This window comes from Pseudorhodoplanes sp., from assembly GCF_050250235.1.
Taxonomy (GTDB): domain Bacteria; phylum Pseudomonadota; class Alphaproteobacteria; order Rhizobiales; family Xanthobacteraceae; genus Pseudorhodoplanes.
In genome coordinates, this window is record NZ_JBFWPA010000010.1 from 91,098 (window position 1) to 105,182 (window position 14,085).

The following is a 14,085-nucleotide window of genomic DNA, read 5'->3' on the forward strand; positions in this document are numbered from 1 at the left end:
TCAGGTCGCGAACCGAAAATGCATCACGTCGCCATCGGTGACGACATAATCCTTGCCTTCAAGCCTGAGCTTGCCGGCGTCACGCGCGCCGGCTTCGCCCGACAGCGCGATATAATCGTCATAGGCGATGGTCTCGGAGCGGATGAAACCGCGCTCGAAATCGGTGTGGATCACGCCCGCCGCCTGCGGCGCCCTGGTGCCGCGCGGAATGGTCCAGGCCCGCGCCTCTTTCGGGCCGACGGTGAAATAGGTCACAAGATCGAGCAGCGCATAGCCGGCGCGGATCAGCCGGTCGAGACCGGCCTCCTTCAAGCCGACGGCATCGAGATATTCGACGCGCTCTTCCTTCGACAGCACGGCGATCTCGGATTCGATCTTTGCCGAAATCACCACCGCGACCGCGCCTTCCGCCTTAGCGCGGGCTTCGACCCTCGCAGAATATTCATTGCCTGTCGCGGCGGCGCCCTCCTCGACATTGCAGACATAGAGAACCGGCTTTGCGGTGAGCAACCCGAGCATGGCGAACGTCTTTTCCTCTTCCGGCTTGCGCTGGATCAGCCGCGCAGGCTTGCCTTCCCGCAGCAGGACGAGCGCGCGCCGGACCAGGTCGAGGGTTTCCTTGGCTTCGCGGTCATTGCCGCGCGCCTTCTTTTCCAGCGCATCGACCCGCCGTTCGAGCGAGTCGAGATCGGCGAGCATCAACTCGGTCTCGATGGTCTCGATGTCGGCGACCGGATCGATCTTGCCCTCGACATGGGTGATGTCTGAGTCCTCGAAGCAGCGCACCACATGCGCGATCGCGTCGACTTCGCGGATATTGGCGAGAAACTGGTTGCCGAGGCCTTCTCCCTTCGACGCGCCGCGAACCAGGCCGGCAATATCGACGAAGGTCAGCCGCGTCGGCACGATTTTTTCGGACTTGCCCAGCACGGCGAGCCGCTCGAGTCGAGGGTCCGGCACCGCAACCTCGCCGACATTCGGCTCGATCGTGCAGAACGGATAATTCGCCGCCTGGGCGGCCGCGGTTTCGGTCAGCGCGTTGAAGAGCGTCGACTTGCCGACATTCGGCAATCCGACGATGCCGCATTTGAAGCCCATGGCAATATCCAGTCTGTCCAGTTTGTGCCGTTCGAATTGCTGTTCGAGGGCTATGTGTCATCGAAGCCTTTCGCGTCGAGCGCCAGATGCACCTTGTTCTGCAAACTCGCGTCCTCGCCGCGCGCCAGCAGCGGTGCGTGCTCCGCCATCGCCTCGATCAGCGTCTCAACCCAGCCTGAGCGCTCCGCCCTTGAGAAAGCCGACAGCACGTAGGAATGCACGATATTCTTGTCGCCGGGATGCCCGATGCCGATGCGTACCCGCTTGTAGTCATTGCCGACATGCGCGGTGATCGAGCGCAGCCCGTTGTGACCGGCAACGCCGCCGCCGCGCTTGATCCGGACCTTGCCGGGCGCGAGGTCGAGTTCGTCGTGCACGACGGCGATGTCGTCGAGACCGATCTTGTAGAAGTTCGCGGCTTCGCCGACTGCGCGGCCCGACTCGTTCATGAAGGTGCCGGGCAGCAGCAGCAGAGTCTTGATGCCGCCGAGCGTTCCCTCGGTCGAGACGCCCTGGAAGCGACGACGCCACGGCGCAAAGCCGTGGCGCCTGGCAATCGCGTCCACCACCATGAAGCCGATATTGTGCCGGTCACCCGCGTGGCGGGCGCCAGGATTGCCGAGCCCGACCAGAAGAAACATGGCGGTGATGGCGGGGCCGGGTGCCCCGCCGCCTCGTTGATGCCGACCTTACTTCTTGTCAGCCGGTTTCTTTTCGGCCGCCTTCTTGTCGCCACCCGCGGCGGCGGCAGCGGCACCGGCGGCCGGAGCCGCGCCGGCTGCAGGCGTTGCTGCGGCGGTCGCGGCCGCGTCGGCGGCGGCCTTCAACTCGTCGGCATAGCCTGAGGGCGGCACGATGGTCACGAGCGTGATGTCCTCGCGCCCGATCGGCTTCACGCCCTCGGGCAGGTTCACGTCGCTCAGATGCTTCGAGTTGTTGATCTCAAGGCCGGCCACATCGACCTCGATCGATTGCGGGATGCGATCGGGCGGGCAGCGCAGCGGAATGGAGTGGGTCACGATGTTCACCGCGCCACCACGCTTCACGCCGGGCGATTGCTCGGTGTTGACGACATGCACCGGTACGTTGACGCGGATCAGCGCGCCCTCCGCGAGCCGCATGAAATCGACATGGATCGGGAAATCCTTCACCGGATCGAGCTGGTAGTCGCGCGGGATCACGCGATGCTTCTTGCCGTCGATCTCGACGTCATACAGCGTGGTCAGAAAGTGGCCCGCATAGATTTTCGTGCGGATATCGGCGTGGTCGACGGCGATCGCGAGCGGGGGCTCGTTGGCTCCGTAGATCACGGCCGGGGTACGGCCCTCGCGACGAACGGCCCGGGCGGCCCCCTTGCCGGCCTGCGGGCGCAACGTCGCCTTGATTTCCTTGACGGCGGTCATGCGCTTAAGTCCTTGTCATGATGTGATGAAAACGGCCACGGCAAGCCTCCAGGGGTGCGGGGGCCGCGGTCGCGCGGGCTTATAGCGGCGGATCGCCGGAATAGCAAGATTTGGGCCCAGAGCGCCCCTGCCTCAGCCGTCGAGGCGCATGTCGCCGATGTCGGGCTGGTCGTCCCTGGCAGCGGGGGGCGCGATGCCGGCCTTTGTCTCAAGGACGGCGATACGGGCCTTCAATGCTTCGTTTTCCTCACGGGCCAACCGCGCCATATCCTTGACCGCCTCGAATTCCTCGCGCTTGACGAGGTCGAGGTCGCGCAGCCAGCGCTCCGCCTGGGTCTTGAACAGCGTGTCGAATTCCCGCCGGACGCCCTGCGCCACCCCGGCCGCGTCGTTCATCAGCCGTGCGATTTCGTCAAAGAACCGGCCCGATGTCTGGGTCATGCTGTGCTCCTTCCGAACCCGCCTTGATGTGATATGGCGTAGCGGCCCCGGCCCCGCAAGCGCGCCGGTCAGACGACGGGAACATCATGCCGCTATCGGCCCTGCCTTTTCCGAACTTTGATCCGGTTCTGATCAGCATCGGGCCGCTTGCGATCCGCTGGTATGCGCTGGCCTATATCTTCGGGATATTGCTCGGATGGCTCTATGCGCGCATGCTCATCCGCAATGATGCGTTGTGGGGCGGCCGGGCGCCGCTGACCGTCACCGACTTCGATGATTTCATCGTCTGGATCACGCTGGGCATCATCCTGGGTGGCCGCCTTGGTTATGTGCTGTTCTACAATCCGGCTCATTTTGCCGCCCATCCGCTGGAGATTTTCCAGGTCTGGGGTGGCGGCATGTCGTTTCACGGCGGCTTTGCGGGGTGCGTTGCCGCGGTATTTCTGTTTGCGCGCAGCCGCAACCTGTCGATCCTCTCGCTCGGTGATCTGACCTGTGCCGCCGGACCGATCGGCCTGTTTCTTGGCCGCATAGCGAATTTCATCAACGGCGAATTGTGGGGACGGCCGACCGATGTGCCCTGGGCATTCGTGTTCCCCGAAGCCGGACCTTTGCCGCGCCATCCGAGCCAGCTCTACGAAGCGGCTTTGGAAGGGCTCGCTCTCTTCGTCATATTGTTCATTGCGGTGCGCATGGGCGCCCTGAAGCGTCCCGGACTGGTCGTCGGCCTGTTCGCGATCTTCTACGCGCTCGGACGCTCGTTCTGCGAATTTTTCCGGGAGCCCGACCCGCAACTCGGCTTCCTCTGGGGTGGTCTGACCATGGGCATGCTGCTGTCGATTCCGCTGTTTCTTGCGGGCGCCGGTTTCGTATGGAACGCGATGCGGCGTCCGGTTCTCGGGAGCCAGGCCGCATGAGCGAGCCGTCTCCGCTCGAAAAGGAGATCCGGCGGCTGATCGCGGTCGGCGGGCCGATGCCGATCGCGCGCTACATGACGCTGTGTCTCACCCATCCGCAATATGGCTATTACGTCACCCGCGATCCGTTCGGAGCCGGCGGCGACTTCACCACCGCGCCCGAGGTCAGTCAGATTTTCGGCGAGCTCCTCGGCCTGTGGGCGTTGTCGGTGTGGCGCATGCTGGAAGAGCCGCCGTCGGTCAGACTGATCGAACTCGGCCCCGGCCGCGGCACGATGATGCGCGATGCGCTGCGCGCTTCGAAAGTGCTGCCGAAATTCCGTTCGGCCCTGTCGGTGCATCTGGTCGAGATCAGCCCGACGCTGGAGCAGTTGCAGCGCAGCAGTCTGAGCGACGCGGACCTGCCCCTGTCCTGGCACCGCAGCCTGATGGATGTACCCGAGGACGGGCCGGCGATTATTCTCGCCAACGAGTATGTGGATGCGCTGCCCGTGCATCAGGTCGTCAAGCAGAGCGACGGCTGGCACGAGCGGGTGATCGGGCTCAACGCAAACGGCGATTTTGCGCTCGGACTGGCGCCGGATCCGCTCCCCCAATTCGATCGCTTCATGCCGAAGAAGATCAAGGATGCACCGAATGGTGCGATATTCGAGTGGCGTAACGATCTCCACGCTTTCGATATTGCGCGCCGGGTACGTACGGATGGCGCGGCTTTGATCATCGATTACGGGCACGCGGAAAGCGATCTGGGGGAGACGCTTCAGTCGGTCAACGAGCACGCCTTTGCCGACCCCTTGTCGGCGCCCGGGTTGGCGGACATCACCGCGCATGTCGACTTCTCCATCTTCGGCGAGGCGGCGCAGGCCATCGGCGCCGCGGTGCAAGGGCCGGTGACCCAGGGCAACTTTCTCCGCGAGCTTGGCATCGAGGCGCGGGCCGAGGCGCTGCGGCGGGGCGCGACTCCCGAACAGGCCGCCAATATCACCGCCGCCGTGGTCCGGCTGACCGAAAGCGGCCGCACCGGCATGGGTGATCTGTTCAAGGTTCTCGCTATCTGCGACCCCAAGCTCGGTCCCCTGCCAGGGCTTGTGCCGGCATGAAGGTTCACGCTGCGACCTTGTCCGAACTGGACGGCATTCGCCACGCGTTCTTTACCCGCGATGGCGGAGTGTCCGGAGGCATCTATGCGAGCCTCAATAGCGGGGTTGGCTCCGGCGACGATGCGGCGCATGTGGCGGAGAATCGTGCCCGCATGGCGCGGGATCTCAACGTCGATCCGGCGCGGCTCATCACTGCGTTTCAGATTCACTCTCCGAACGTGGTCGTCGCGGAGCGGCCCTGGACAGTCGCGACGCGTCCGCGGGCCGACGCGATCGTGACCAGAACGCCGGGGCTTGCCATCGGGGTCAGCACCGCCGATTGTGGCCCGCTGCTGTTCGCGGATGCTGCGGCGCGCGTGATCGGGGCCGCGCATGCGGGCTGGCGCGGCGCCTTTTCGGGCGTGATCGAGGGCACGATCGCCGCCATGGAGAAACTTGGCGCCGACCGAAGCCGCATGACCGTTGCGCTTGGACCGCTGATCCGGAAGCAGAATTACGAGGTGAGCCAGAACTTCGTCGACGAGTTCTTGCGCGCCGAGCGGGATCACGCGCGCTTCTTCTCGCCGGCCGCACGCGACGGGCACGCCATGTTCGATCTGCCTGGCTTCATCGCGTGGCGTCTCCAACGCAGTGGCATCGGCCGCTTCGAGGACATCGGGCTGTGCACCTATGCCGACCCGGACCGCTTCTACAGCTACCGGCGCTCGGTGCATCGCAAGGAGCCGGATTATGGGCGGCATGTGAATGCGATCGTGCTGACCGACGAGGTTCCGGCATCGTCGGCTGGACCCAGTGGATGATTCCGGCTACGGAATCTCGACCGGGTGAGCGGGGCCGCAAGAGCCCCGATAGCCGACGGGGGTGTCATGAGTTCTCTGACGGCGCGGATCGCTGGCGTCCTTGCGCTCGCATTGTGGGCGGCCGGCTGCACCACGACCGGCGGATTGCCCGCCGGGCAGCGAACCACCGTTGCGTTCGACCGGATTGACGGCCTGCCGCCCGACAAGTTCGAGCGCTATGTGCGCAAGCTGAACGACGAGGCCGAGGCTCGGCAGGTTCCGGTGGTGACGCGGGAGGGATTCGCGCCGTATCGCATCAAGGGCTATGTCTCGATCTGGACGCAGAAGCGGCAGGCTACCCTGTCGTGGGTCTGGGAGGTCTTCGATTCCAGCGGGGAGCGTGTGCTTCGGATCGGCGGCGATGAACCGGCGGGCAAAGCCGGCCGTGATGCCTGGCAGGCTGTGAACGACACGGTGCTGGCGCGCGCCGCGCAGAGCGGAATGGAGCAGTTGTCGGTCTATTTCCGCGGCCCGGACCGGCCGGCCCCCGCTGTGGCGTCCGTTCCGCCCCCGGCAACGCCCGCGGCCGCTCCTGACCTGGCCCCCCTGCCACCCGACGGCCGGGTGGCGTCCGCCGCGGCTTTGCGCTGACCTTCGGAAATCCCTTTGGGAGAACAATTTCCGCCAACTTGCAGAACCGGAGCACGGCTTGTATCAGTCCGGCGCGCCAAGGCCACCACGCGTCAGAGGCCGCGCTCAAAGGATCAGCGAGGAGAGGGATGGCGAAAAACGGAGCGATCAAGCTCGTCGCCGGCAATTCCAATCCTGCGCTTGCGGCCGAGATCTGCAATTACCTGAAATTGCCCATGACCAAGGCGGTGGTGCGCCGCTTTGCCGACATGGAAATCTTCGTGGAAATCCAGGAGAACGTGCGCGGAGCGGACGTCTTCGTGGTCCAGAGCACGTCCTTCCCGGCCAACGATCACCTGATGGAGCTTTTGATCATCATCGACGCGCTGCGCCGCTCCTCGGCGCGCCGGATCACGGCGGTGGTGCCCTATTTCGGCTATGCTCGTCAGGATCGCAAACCCGGTCCCCGCACCCCGATCTCGGCGAAGCTCGTCGCCAACCTGATCACGCATGCCGGCGCCGACCGAGTCATGACGCTCGACCTGCATGCCGGGCAGATCCAGGGATTCTTCGATATTCCGACCGACAACCTGTTCGCCTCGCCGGTAATGGTGCGCGACATCAAGGAACGTTTCGATCTCGCCAACCTGATGGTGGTGTCGCCCGACGTCGGCGGTGTGGTGCGTGCGCGCGGTCTTGCCAAGCGCATCAACGCGCCGCTGGCCATCATCGACAAGCGGCGCGAGCGGGCCGGCGAATCCGAGGTGATGAATGTGATCGGCGAGGTCGCCGGCCACACCTGCATTCTGGTCGACGACATCGTGGATTCGGGCGGCACGCTGGTGAATGCCGCGGACGCCTTGCTCGGGCAGGGCGCGACCGAGGTCTATGCCTATATCACCCACGGTGTTCTCTCGGGCGGCGCCGTGGCGCGGGTCACATCCTCGCGGCTGAAGGAACTGGTCATCACCGACTCGATCCAGCCGGCCAAGGCCGTGAAGGATGCCACGAATATCCGCGTGCTTCCGATCGCGCAGCTGATCGGTGAAGCTATCGGCCGCACCGCCCACGAGGAATCGGTGTCGAGTCTTTTCGACTGATCCGTCTCGCGGATCCGCATCTTGCCTGTGCATTGAGTCAAACTGACGCATCGCGGATTGTGGACATTCGTGCCGCGCGCGTTGCCCCGATTCAAAAAATCAACGACGAGACTCTCGCGGTCAATTCCGGGCTTGGTCGCGCGGAATCGGTGCGGCTATAGTCGAAGTGCCAGGTGATTCGGCAATCGGAAGTCAATCGCGCGGTTCGGAATCGAGCTGGGCGGAAACATGGTGTGCCGGGGCAAATCGTCCCGTGCCGGGTCTTCGTTGCTGCGCGTGCGTGGATGAAGCAAAGGGCCTCGCAGGCGAATGAAAATTGCATTGAGCGGCATCGAACAGACCACCCACGGCAATCCTCTCGATGTCGTGGAGCGCGTCGCTTCTGTGAACGACTGGACCTTCGAGCGCGCCGGCGACGACGAGGTCAACATTCTGATCAAGGGCCGCTGCAGCGACTATCAGGTTTCCTTCACCTGGATGGGCGAGCTTGAAGCGCTGCACCTGGCCTGCGCATTCGACATGAAGGTTGCCGAGCGGCGGCGCATGGAAGTTCAGCAACTGATCGCGCATATGAACGAGCAGATGTGGATCGGACATTTCGATCTGTGGCCCGAGGACGGGCTCGTGATGTTCCGGCATGCACTGGTACTTACCGGCGGGATCGAGGCGACGGACGATCAATGCAAGGCCGTGCTCGGTACCGCGATCGATACCTGCGAGCGCTATTTCCCCGCCTTCCAGTTCGTGCTGTGGGCCGGCAAATCCGCCCGCGAGGCGCTCGATGCCGCGATGTTCGAGACCTCGGGCGAGGCCTGATTGCGTCGGCGCTTTTCTGCTCGGCTCATTCCCGCACCCGGGTCTGCGCTTCGCGCAGCCCGAGTGTAAACTCCCGCGGGATTCCAGCGTAAGATTGCACTGGGTCCCCGTCTTCGCGGGGACGAGCGGACTGAAAAAGCCATGACACAATCCGACAAACTCCGGCTCGACGATATCGGCCTGCTTGCCCTGGTCGGCGCGGGCAAGATGGGCGGCGCGATGCTGGAAGGCTGGCTCGCGCTCGGGCTCGATCCGCATAATGTCATGGTAATCGAGCCGCAGCCCTCGGAGCAGATCGTCGCGCTGTCGATGAAGGGCGTTGCGCTCAATCCTCCCGCCGGCGCGATTTCGAATATCGGTACGATCGTCCTTGCGGTAAAGCCGCAGGTTGCCGCCGAACTGCTGCCGCAGGTCGCCGCCCTGGCCGGGACGAACACCCTGGTGCTCTCGATCATGGCAGGCAAGACGCTCACCTTCCTGCAGAACGGGCTGCCGAACCTGGCCATCGTGCGCGCCATGCCCAATACACCGGCAGCGATCGGGCGCGGAATCACCGTGGCGGTGCCAAATTCCGCCGTCACCGCCGAACAGAAGCAGCGCGCCCATGCTCTGCTTGCGGCATCGGGGGCCATCGAGTGGGTCGCCGACGAACGGCTGATGGATGCCGTGACCGCAGTGTCGGGTTCCGGTCCGGCCTATGTGTTCCTGCTCGCCGAGACGCTGGCGCGCGCTGGCGTGGCGGCTGGGCTGCCGGAAGATCTGGCCGTCCGGCTGGCACGCGAGACCGTTGCGGGCGCCGGCGAATTGCTGCATCGCTCGCCGCTCGACCCCGCAATCCTGCGCCAGAACGTGACCTCCCCGGCCGGGACGACAGCGGCCGCTCTCGATGTGCTGATGGGTGCGGACGGCCTCGACCCGCTCATGCGCCAGGCGGTTGCGGCCGCAACGCGGCGGTCAAAGGAACTCGCCGGCTGAAGGCCATGGAAGTGCCGCGATCCGGCACCTACATTCGAGGTGTGTCAACGGGAGCCCCCGCCATGCCTAACGGCGCGAATCGCCAGACCGTCATCGACGCCCTCCTGACCCTGCTCGCCAACCAGCCCCTCGAGCGCATTGATCTGGCCGACATCGCGAAGGCAGCAGGCGTGTCACTTGCCGATCTGCGCGGCGAGTTCTCGTCTGTGGTCGCGATCCTCGCCGCGCATATGAAGGACATCGACCGCAAGGTGCTCGCCGCCGATATTTCCGACATGGGCGAAGAACCTCCGCGCGAGAAGCTGTTCGACATCCTCATGCGCCGCCTCGACGCCCACGCCGCGCACAAGGCCGCGATCCGTTCGCTGATGCGGTCCACTCTGCGAAACCCGCCGCTGGCACTCGTGATGAACGGGCTCGCCGCGCGCTCCATGGCCTGGATGATGAGCGCGGCGGGCATCTCCGCCGCCGGTCCGAGGGGCGTGCTGCGCGCACAGGCGCTGACCCTGATGTATGTTCGCGTGCTCTCGGTATGGGCGCATGACGACGATCCGGGCCTGGCGCGAACCATGGCCGCACTCGATCGCGAGCTTGCGCGGGGCGAACGCTGGTCCGGCATGCTCGACACCATGCTGGCGATCCCCGAACGCCTGCAGGCGGGCCGATGGCGCGCCAGGCGGCGGCGCGATCCGGATTCAAAGTCCGACGACGAGATCGTGGCGGCATAGCGGTCGACGCGATGCTCGGCGCTGTGGGCGGCGTGCATTTGCGCGCCTCCTGTCTCGCGTTGCTGCTTCGCAGTTTCGGATCGCCACATTTTCTTAAGCCTCCTCCCGCTACTTGCAGCAATCGTACATCCCGCATCCCCGGCGGTGGGCGTGCAAATCAAGGAGCAGAAATGTCGGTTTTTTCCAAAATTGTTCCAGCGCTGTTCGTAGCGGCGCTGCTGGTCGCTCCGGCGGCTGCGGCGCCGGTCGGACCAAACACCATGGCATTGCCGGACGATGCGCAGCTGATTCAGGTTCGCGGTGGCGGCCATGGTCACGGCGGACACGGCGGTGGCGGTCGTCACGGCGGTAATCGTCATCATGGCAAAAATCACGGTCATCATGGAGGAGGGCGCAACGGCCATCACGGCGGGCGTCACCATGGCGGGCGTCATCACGGTCACGGTGGCTGGAATCATGGCGGTCATTGGCATGGCCGCGCGGGCTGGGTCGCCGGCCGCACTTACTACGTAGCCCCTCCCGGCTGGCGCCAGTATGGCGCGCGTCCGGCGAACTGGCTGGCGCTCGGCTGCGTCGTGGTCAACGGCTTCTGGTTCTGCCCGTAACGCTGCAACGGCGACACGAAATGGCAAGCCCCGGCCGCCCGCGCGCCGGGGCCTTTCCATGCCTACACCGGCACGCGCACGGTGGCGCGCAGTCCGCCGAGCGGTGAATCGCCCAGCATGACGTCGCCGCCATGGGAGCGGGCGATGTCGCGCGCAATCGCGAGACCCAAGCCGGTGCCGCCCTGGTCCTGGTTGCGCGCATCGTCGAGCCGCAGGAACGGTTTGAAAACTTCCTCGCGCTGCGCGGCCGGAATCCCCGGACCGTCGTCGTCGATGGTGATGGTGAGCCAGCGATGATCGCGATGTCCGGTGATGGCGATCGTATGGGCATAGCGCGCGGCGTTGGTCACGAGATTGCCGAGACAGCGCTTGAAGGCCGCGGTCTTGACCGTGACGATCGGCTGACCGCTAAACTCGACGCTCGCCTTGTGGCCGGTACGCACGGCGTCGTCCTTGAGTTCCTGAAGAAACGACGCCATGTCGGTCGGGGATGCCTGCTCCCCCATGTCGCCGCGCGCGAAAGCGAGGTACGCCTCCAGCATGCGCTGCATCTCGTCGACGTCCTTCTTCAGGGCGTCGATTTCCGGCCCCTTGCCGAGCATCGCCAGTTCCAGCTTGAAGCGGGTGAGAATGGTGCGCAGGTCGTGCGAGACGCCCGCGAGCATGGTGGTGCGCTGCTCGATCGCGCGTTCGACGCGCAGCTTCATCTCGATGAAGGCGACCGCTGCACGCCGCACCTCGCGCGCGCCGCGCGGGCGGAAATTCGGAATGTCGCGGCCCTTGCCGAAGGCCTCCGCCGCGTCGGCCAGCCGCAGGATCGGCCGTATCTGATTGCGCAGGAAGATGATGGCGACGGTGAGCAAGACCAGCGAGGTGCCGACCATCCACAACAGGAAGATTTCGGAATTCGAGGCATAGGCGGCGCTGCGCGGCGCCAGGATGCGCATCACCGCATTGTCGAGCTGGATGCGAATCTCGACGAGCGCGGATTTCCCGACGGTGTCGATCCAGAACGGGCGCTTGATCTTGCGCAACTCCACCGACAGCGCCTGGTCGAGCAGCGAGAAGAACGGCTTCGGTCCGGGCGGCGGCATTTCGGTCGCCGGCAGGAAATCCACGACCAGCCCGAGCCGCTCCTGCGCGATCCGCCGGATCTGCACATTCTGCGCGTCCTGCGGATAGCCGCGATAGACGTCGATCAGGGCGGCAATGTCGGAAACCACCGCCGATGACAGCTTCTGCGTCACCGAATTCCAGTGCCGCTCCATGAACACGAAGGCGACGACCGATTGCAGGATTACCATCGGCGCGATGATGATGAGCAGTGCACGGGCATAGAGCCCGGTTGGCATGAAGCGCTTGAAGGTCTTGCCCAGCCGGTCCCATGCCAAATTCACCCGATAGGCGGCGGATCGGATGGTCTGCAGGCCGACATCGAGACTGGTCATGGCAGTCTCTCCGGTACCCGCTCATTCCCGCGAAAGCGGGAATCCAGTCTTCTTGACTCTGGGTCCCCGCTTTCGCGGGGACGAGCGGATGTGGTTGCGACATGCCCGGTGCGTTGCATGCCAGCGTTCTCTACGGCGAAACCACGAGCCGATACCCGATACCGCGTACGGTCTGCACGAATAGCGGATTGGCGGGGTCGCGCTCGATCTTGCGGCGCAACCGGTTCACCTGCACGTCGACGGCGCGTTCGTTCGCGGCCGGATCGCTGCCGGCAAGCGAAAGCCGCGGCACCGTCTCTCCCGGCGTTGCCGCCAGCACCCTTAGCATGTCGCGTTCGCGGTCGGTGAGACGGACGATGTCCTCGCCACGCCTCAATTCGCCGCGTGCGATGTGAAACATGAACTCGCCGAAGCGCACGGATTCAACCGGCGCGAGCGCGGCGGGCTGCGCGCGCTTCAGGATGTTGCCGATGCGCAGCGAGAGTTCTCTCGGTTCGAAAGGTTTCGCGACATAGTCGTCGGCGCCGATCTGCAGCCCCTCGATCCGCATCGCGCTCTCGTCGCGGGCGGTGAGCATGAGGATCGGAACGCTGGAGGTCGATCGCAGCGACTTGGCGAGGTCGAATCCGCTCTCGCCGGGCATCATCACGTCGAGGATGAGCAGGTCGAAATGAAGGCCGTTGAGCTTGGCGCGCGCCTCGGCTGCGTTGTCGGCGGTGGTGACGCGATAGCCCTCGGCGGCCAGAAATCGCGACAGCAGGTCGCGGATGCGCCGGTCGTCGTCGACGATCAGCAGATGCGGAGCGTCATCGGCCGGACCAAGGGGAGCCGTGCTCAAGACCTGCATCGATCCGACCTCAAGTTTTGCCCTGCCGCAGGCGATCGGCGCGCGTGATGAGTTGCAGAACATGATCGCGCTCGCGATTGTCGATCATCGCGATCAGGAAGCTGCGCGCCTCTTCATGGGCGCCCGGGCCGATATCCGCGAGTGCGCGCGCGATCCGTTCGGTCTGCAGGCCGGCGAGTTTCATCGCCAGCGCTTCGCCTTTCGGAGTGGCATAAAGAAGGCGCTGCCTCCGGTCGCTTTCTCCTTCCTTTTGCAGCACATAGCCCTGATCCACGAGTTGCTTCAGCACGCGGCCGAGCGACTGTTTGGTGATGTTGAGAATATCGAGCAGGTCCGCGACCTTGATGCCCGGATGCCGGGTGACGAAATGCAGGACACGGTGATGGGCGCGACCGAAGCCGAATTTGGCAAGCGCGTCGTCGGCATCGCCCACGAAATCGCGATAGGCGAAGAACAGAAGCTCGATCAGGTCCCAGACCGGCTCGCCATCGGACCTTGCCGTGTCGGGGTCGGGCGTGCCGAGGCGGTCGCGAAGTGAGGTCACGGGCATGAGCGGGATCGATGTTATTAGGTCAGCACTATTGACATATTTACGGAAGATTGTTACCGAAAGAGCGACTGTTACGAAATATCCTGCCCGATCGGCCGCGCACGGTTCCAACGCGCTGTGCGCGCCGGATGGGTCGGACAATAATGGGAATGGACGTGTCAGGCAAAAAAGCCCGATGCAAGCAGGTCCGATGATTCCCCGCGCCGCGCTTCGCCAAGGAGGAAGCCGATGTCCGTGCCCTTCGATCAATTGCCCGGGATGATCTGGTTCGACGGCAATCTCGTCCCCGGCCCCGAGGCGAAGATCCACGTCCTTACGCACGGCCTGCATTATGCAAGCTGCGTGTTCGAGGGCGAGCGCGCTTACGGCGGCCAGATATTCAAGACGACCGAGCATTCGGAGCGGCTGAAGAAGTCGGCCAATATTCTGGATTTCGAGATTCCGTACACGGTCGCCGAGATCGACGCGGCCAAGCAACTCGTGATCGACAGGAACGGCATGCCGGATTCCTATGTGCGTCCGCTCGCCTGGCGCGGCTCCGAGCAGCTTGGCGTGTCGGCCCAGAGCAACGCCATTCATCTCGCGAGCGCGGCCTGGCAATGGCCGAGCTATTTCGATCCCGAGCAGCGGCTGATGGGCATCAAGCTC

The 14,085-nt window shown here is 64.7% G+C and carries 17 protein-coding genes; 10 read left to right on the forward strand and 7 right to left on the reverse strand.

Annotated elements, in window-relative coordinates:
• The 4 genes from ychF to AB7F49_RS07270 form a co-directional block, all read right to left on the reverse strand.
• Positions 1 to 1,098, reverse strand: coding sequence for a redox-regulated ATPase YchF (gene ychF / locus AB7F49_RS07255; RefSeq protein WP_428521161.1), 1,098 nt, complete (start codon positions 1,096 to 1,098; stop codon positions 1 to 3).
• 50 nt (positions 1,099 to 1,148) lie between these two features.
• On the reverse strand, positions 1,149 to 1,739 hold the full coding sequence (pth, locus tag AB7F49_RS07260) for an aminoacyl-tRNA hydrolase (protein WP_428521162.1): 591 nt from the start codon (positions 1,737 to 1,739) through the stop codon (positions 1,149 to 1,151).
• A 48-nt stretch (positions 1,740 to 1,787) separates the two neighbouring features.
• Complete coding sequence (locus AB7F49_RS07265; protein ID WP_428521163.1) at positions 1,788 to 2,501, reverse strand: 50S ribosomal protein L25/general stress protein Ctc; 714 nt, start codon at positions 2,499 to 2,501, stop codon at positions 1,788 to 1,790.
• Between the two features lie 132 nt (positions 2,502 to 2,633).
• Positions 2,634 to 2,942, reverse strand: a complete 309-nt coding sequence (locus AB7F49_RS07270) for an accessory factor UbiK family protein (protein WP_428521164.1) — start codon at positions 2,940 to 2,942, stop codon at positions 2,634 to 2,636.
• A gap of 86 nt (positions 2,943 to 3,028) precedes the next feature.
• Between AB7F49_RS07270 and lgt the strand changes: the two genes are divergently transcribed.
• The 9 genes from lgt to AB7F49_RS07315 all read left to right on the forward strand — a co-directional run bounded on the left by lgt (position 3,029) and on the right by AB7F49_RS07315 (position 10,500).
• Positions 3,029 to 3,859, forward strand: coding sequence for a prolipoprotein diacylglyceryl transferase (lgt, locus tag AB7F49_RS07275; RefSeq protein ID WP_428521165.1), 831 nt, complete (start codon positions 3,029 to 3,031; stop codon positions 3,857 to 3,859).
• The gene (locus AB7F49_RS07280; protein ID WP_428521166.1) at positions 3,856 to 4,959 is read left to right on the forward strand and encodes a class I SAM-dependent methyltransferase; all 1,104 of its coding nucleotides are present in this window, start codon (positions 3,856 to 3,858) and stop codon (positions 4,957 to 4,959) included. The genes lgt and AB7F49_RS07280 overlap by 4 nt, the downstream gene beginning before the upstream one ends.
• Positions 4,956 to 5,759 (forward strand): peptidoglycan editing factor PgeF, encoded by an 804-nt coding sequence (pgeF, locus tag AB7F49_RS07285; RefSeq protein WP_428521167.1) that lies wholly within the window; start codon positions 4,956 to 4,958, stop codon positions 5,757 to 5,759. Before AB7F49_RS07280 ends, pgeF begins: the two co-directional genes overlap by 4 nt.
• Positions 5,760 to 5,825: 66 nt before the next feature.
• Positions 5,826 to 6,389 carry a hypothetical protein gene (locus tag AB7F49_RS07290; RefSeq protein ID WP_428521168.1) on the forward strand — a complete coding sequence of 188 codons (564 nt, stop codon included), beginning with the start codon at positions 5,826 to 5,828 and terminating at the stop codon, positions 6,387 to 6,389.
• Positions 6,390 to 6,517: 128 nt separating this feature from the next.
• Positions 6,518 to 7,468, forward strand: a complete 951-nt coding sequence (locus AB7F49_RS07295; protein ID WP_428521169.1) for a ribose-phosphate pyrophosphokinase — start codon at positions 6,518 to 6,520, stop codon at positions 7,466 to 7,468.
• Between the two features lie 309 nt (positions 7,469 to 7,777).
• Entirely contained in the window at positions 7,778 to 8,284 is a 507-nt protein-coding gene (locus tag AB7F49_RS07300) for a YbjN domain-containing protein (protein WP_428521170.1), read from the forward strand.
• Positions 8,285 to 8,425: 141 nt separating this feature from the next.
• Positions 8,426 to 9,259 (forward strand): pyrroline-5-carboxylate reductase, encoded by an 834-nt coding sequence (gene proC / locus AB7F49_RS07305; protein WP_428521171.1) that lies wholly within the window; start codon positions 8,426 to 8,428, stop codon positions 9,257 to 9,259.
• A gap of 62 nt (positions 9,260 to 9,321) precedes the next feature.
• Complete coding sequence (locus AB7F49_RS07310) at positions 9,322 to 9,987, forward strand: TetR/AcrR family transcriptional regulator (RefSeq protein ID WP_428521172.1); 666 nt, start codon at positions 9,322 to 9,324, stop codon at positions 9,985 to 9,987.
• Between the two features lie 309 nt (positions 9,988 to 10,296).
• The gene (locus AB7F49_RS07315; RefSeq protein ID WP_428521173.1) at positions 10,297 to 10,500 is read left to right on the forward strand and encodes a hypothetical protein; all 204 of its coding nucleotides are present in this window, start codon (positions 10,297 to 10,299) and stop codon (positions 10,498 to 10,500) included.
• 154 nt (positions 10,501 to 10,654) lie between these two features.
• On the opposite strand, the gene AB7F49_RS07320 is transcribed toward AB7F49_RS07315, so the two are convergent.
• The 3 genes from AB7F49_RS07320 to AB7F49_RS07330 form a co-directional block, all read right to left on the reverse strand.
• The gene (locus AB7F49_RS07320) at positions 10,655 to 12,040 is read right to left on the reverse strand and encodes an ATP-binding protein (RefSeq protein ID WP_428521174.1); all 1,386 of its coding nucleotides are present in this window, start codon (positions 12,038 to 12,040) and stop codon (positions 10,655 to 10,657) included.
• A 130-nt stretch (positions 12,041 to 12,170) separates the two neighbouring features.
• A complete protein-coding gene (locus AB7F49_RS07325) occupies positions 12,171 to 12,878 on the reverse strand; it encodes a response regulator (RefSeq protein WP_428521175.1) in 708 nt (235 codons plus the stop codon).
• 19 nt (positions 12,879 to 12,897) lie between these two features.
• Positions 12,898 to 13,437: a MarR family winged helix-turn-helix transcriptional regulator gene (locus AB7F49_RS07330; protein WP_428521176.1), complete on the reverse strand. Its 540-nt coding sequence runs from the start codon at positions 13,435 to 13,437 to the stop codon at positions 12,898 to 12,900.
• Positions 13,438 to 13,665: 228 nt separating this feature from the next.
• On the opposite strand from AB7F49_RS07330, the gene AB7F49_RS07335 reads away from it, so the two are divergent.
• A partial coding sequence (locus AB7F49_RS07335; protein ID WP_428521177.1) for an aminotransferase class IV occupies positions 13,666 to 14,085 on the forward strand: 420 nt, incomplete at its 3' end.

Coding starts and splice junctions, on each gene's coding strand:
- AB7F49_RS07270 (WP_428521164.1), bottom strand. CDS start 2,942: ATGACCCAGACATCGGGCCGGTTCTTTGACGAAATCGCACGGCTGATG.
- pgeF (WP_428521167.1), top strand. CDS start 4,956: ATGAAGGTTCACGCTGCGACCTTGTCCGAACTGGACGGCATTCGCCAC.
- AB7F49_RS07300 (WP_428521170.1), top strand. CDS start 7,778: ATGAAAATTGCATTGAGCGGCATCGAACAGACCACCCACGGCAATCCT.
- AB7F49_RS07290 (WP_428521168.1), top strand. CDS start 5,826: ATGAGTTCTCTGACGGCGCGGATCGCTGGCGTCCTTGCGCTCGCATTG.
- AB7F49_RS07265 (WP_428521163.1), bottom strand. CDS start 2,501: ATGACCGCCGTCAAGGAAATCAAGGCGACGTTGCGCCCGCAGGCCGGC.
- AB7F49_RS07330 (WP_428521176.1), bottom strand. CDS start 13,437: ATGCCCGTGACCTCACTTCGCGACCGCCTCGGCACGCCCGACCCCGAC.
- AB7F49_RS07315 (WP_428521173.1), top strand. CDS start 10,297: ATGGTCACGGCGGACACGGCGGTGGCGGTCGTCACGGCGGTAATCGTC.
- AB7F49_RS07320 (WP_428521174.1), bottom strand. CDS start 12,040: ATGACCAGTCTCGATGTCGGCCTGCAGACCATCCGATCCGCCGCCTAT.
- AB7F49_RS07280 (WP_428521166.1), top strand. CDS start 3,856: ATGAGCGAGCCGTCTCCGCTCGAAAAGGAGATCCGGCGGCTGATCGCG.
- pth (WP_428521162.1), bottom strand. CDS start 1,739: ATGTTTCTTCTGGTCGGGCTCGGCAATCCTGGCGCCCGCCACGCGGGT.
- AB7F49_RS07310 (WP_428521172.1), top strand. CDS start 9,322: ATGCCTAACGGCGCGAATCGCCAGACCGTCATCGACGCCCTCCTGACC.
- AB7F49_RS07295 (WP_428521169.1), top strand. CDS start 6,518: ATGGCGAAAAACGGAGCGATCAAGCTCGTCGCCGGCAATTCCAATCCT.
- ychF (WP_428521161.1), bottom strand. CDS start 1,098: ATGGGCTTCAAATGCGGCATCGTCGGATTGCCGAATGTCGGCAAGTCG.
- proC (WP_428521171.1), top strand. CDS start 8,426: ATGACACAATCCGACAAACTCCGGCTCGACGATATCGGCCTGCTTGCC.
- lgt (WP_428521165.1), top strand. CDS start 3,029: ATGCCGCTATCGGCCCTGCCTTTTCCGAACTTTGATCCGGTTCTGATC.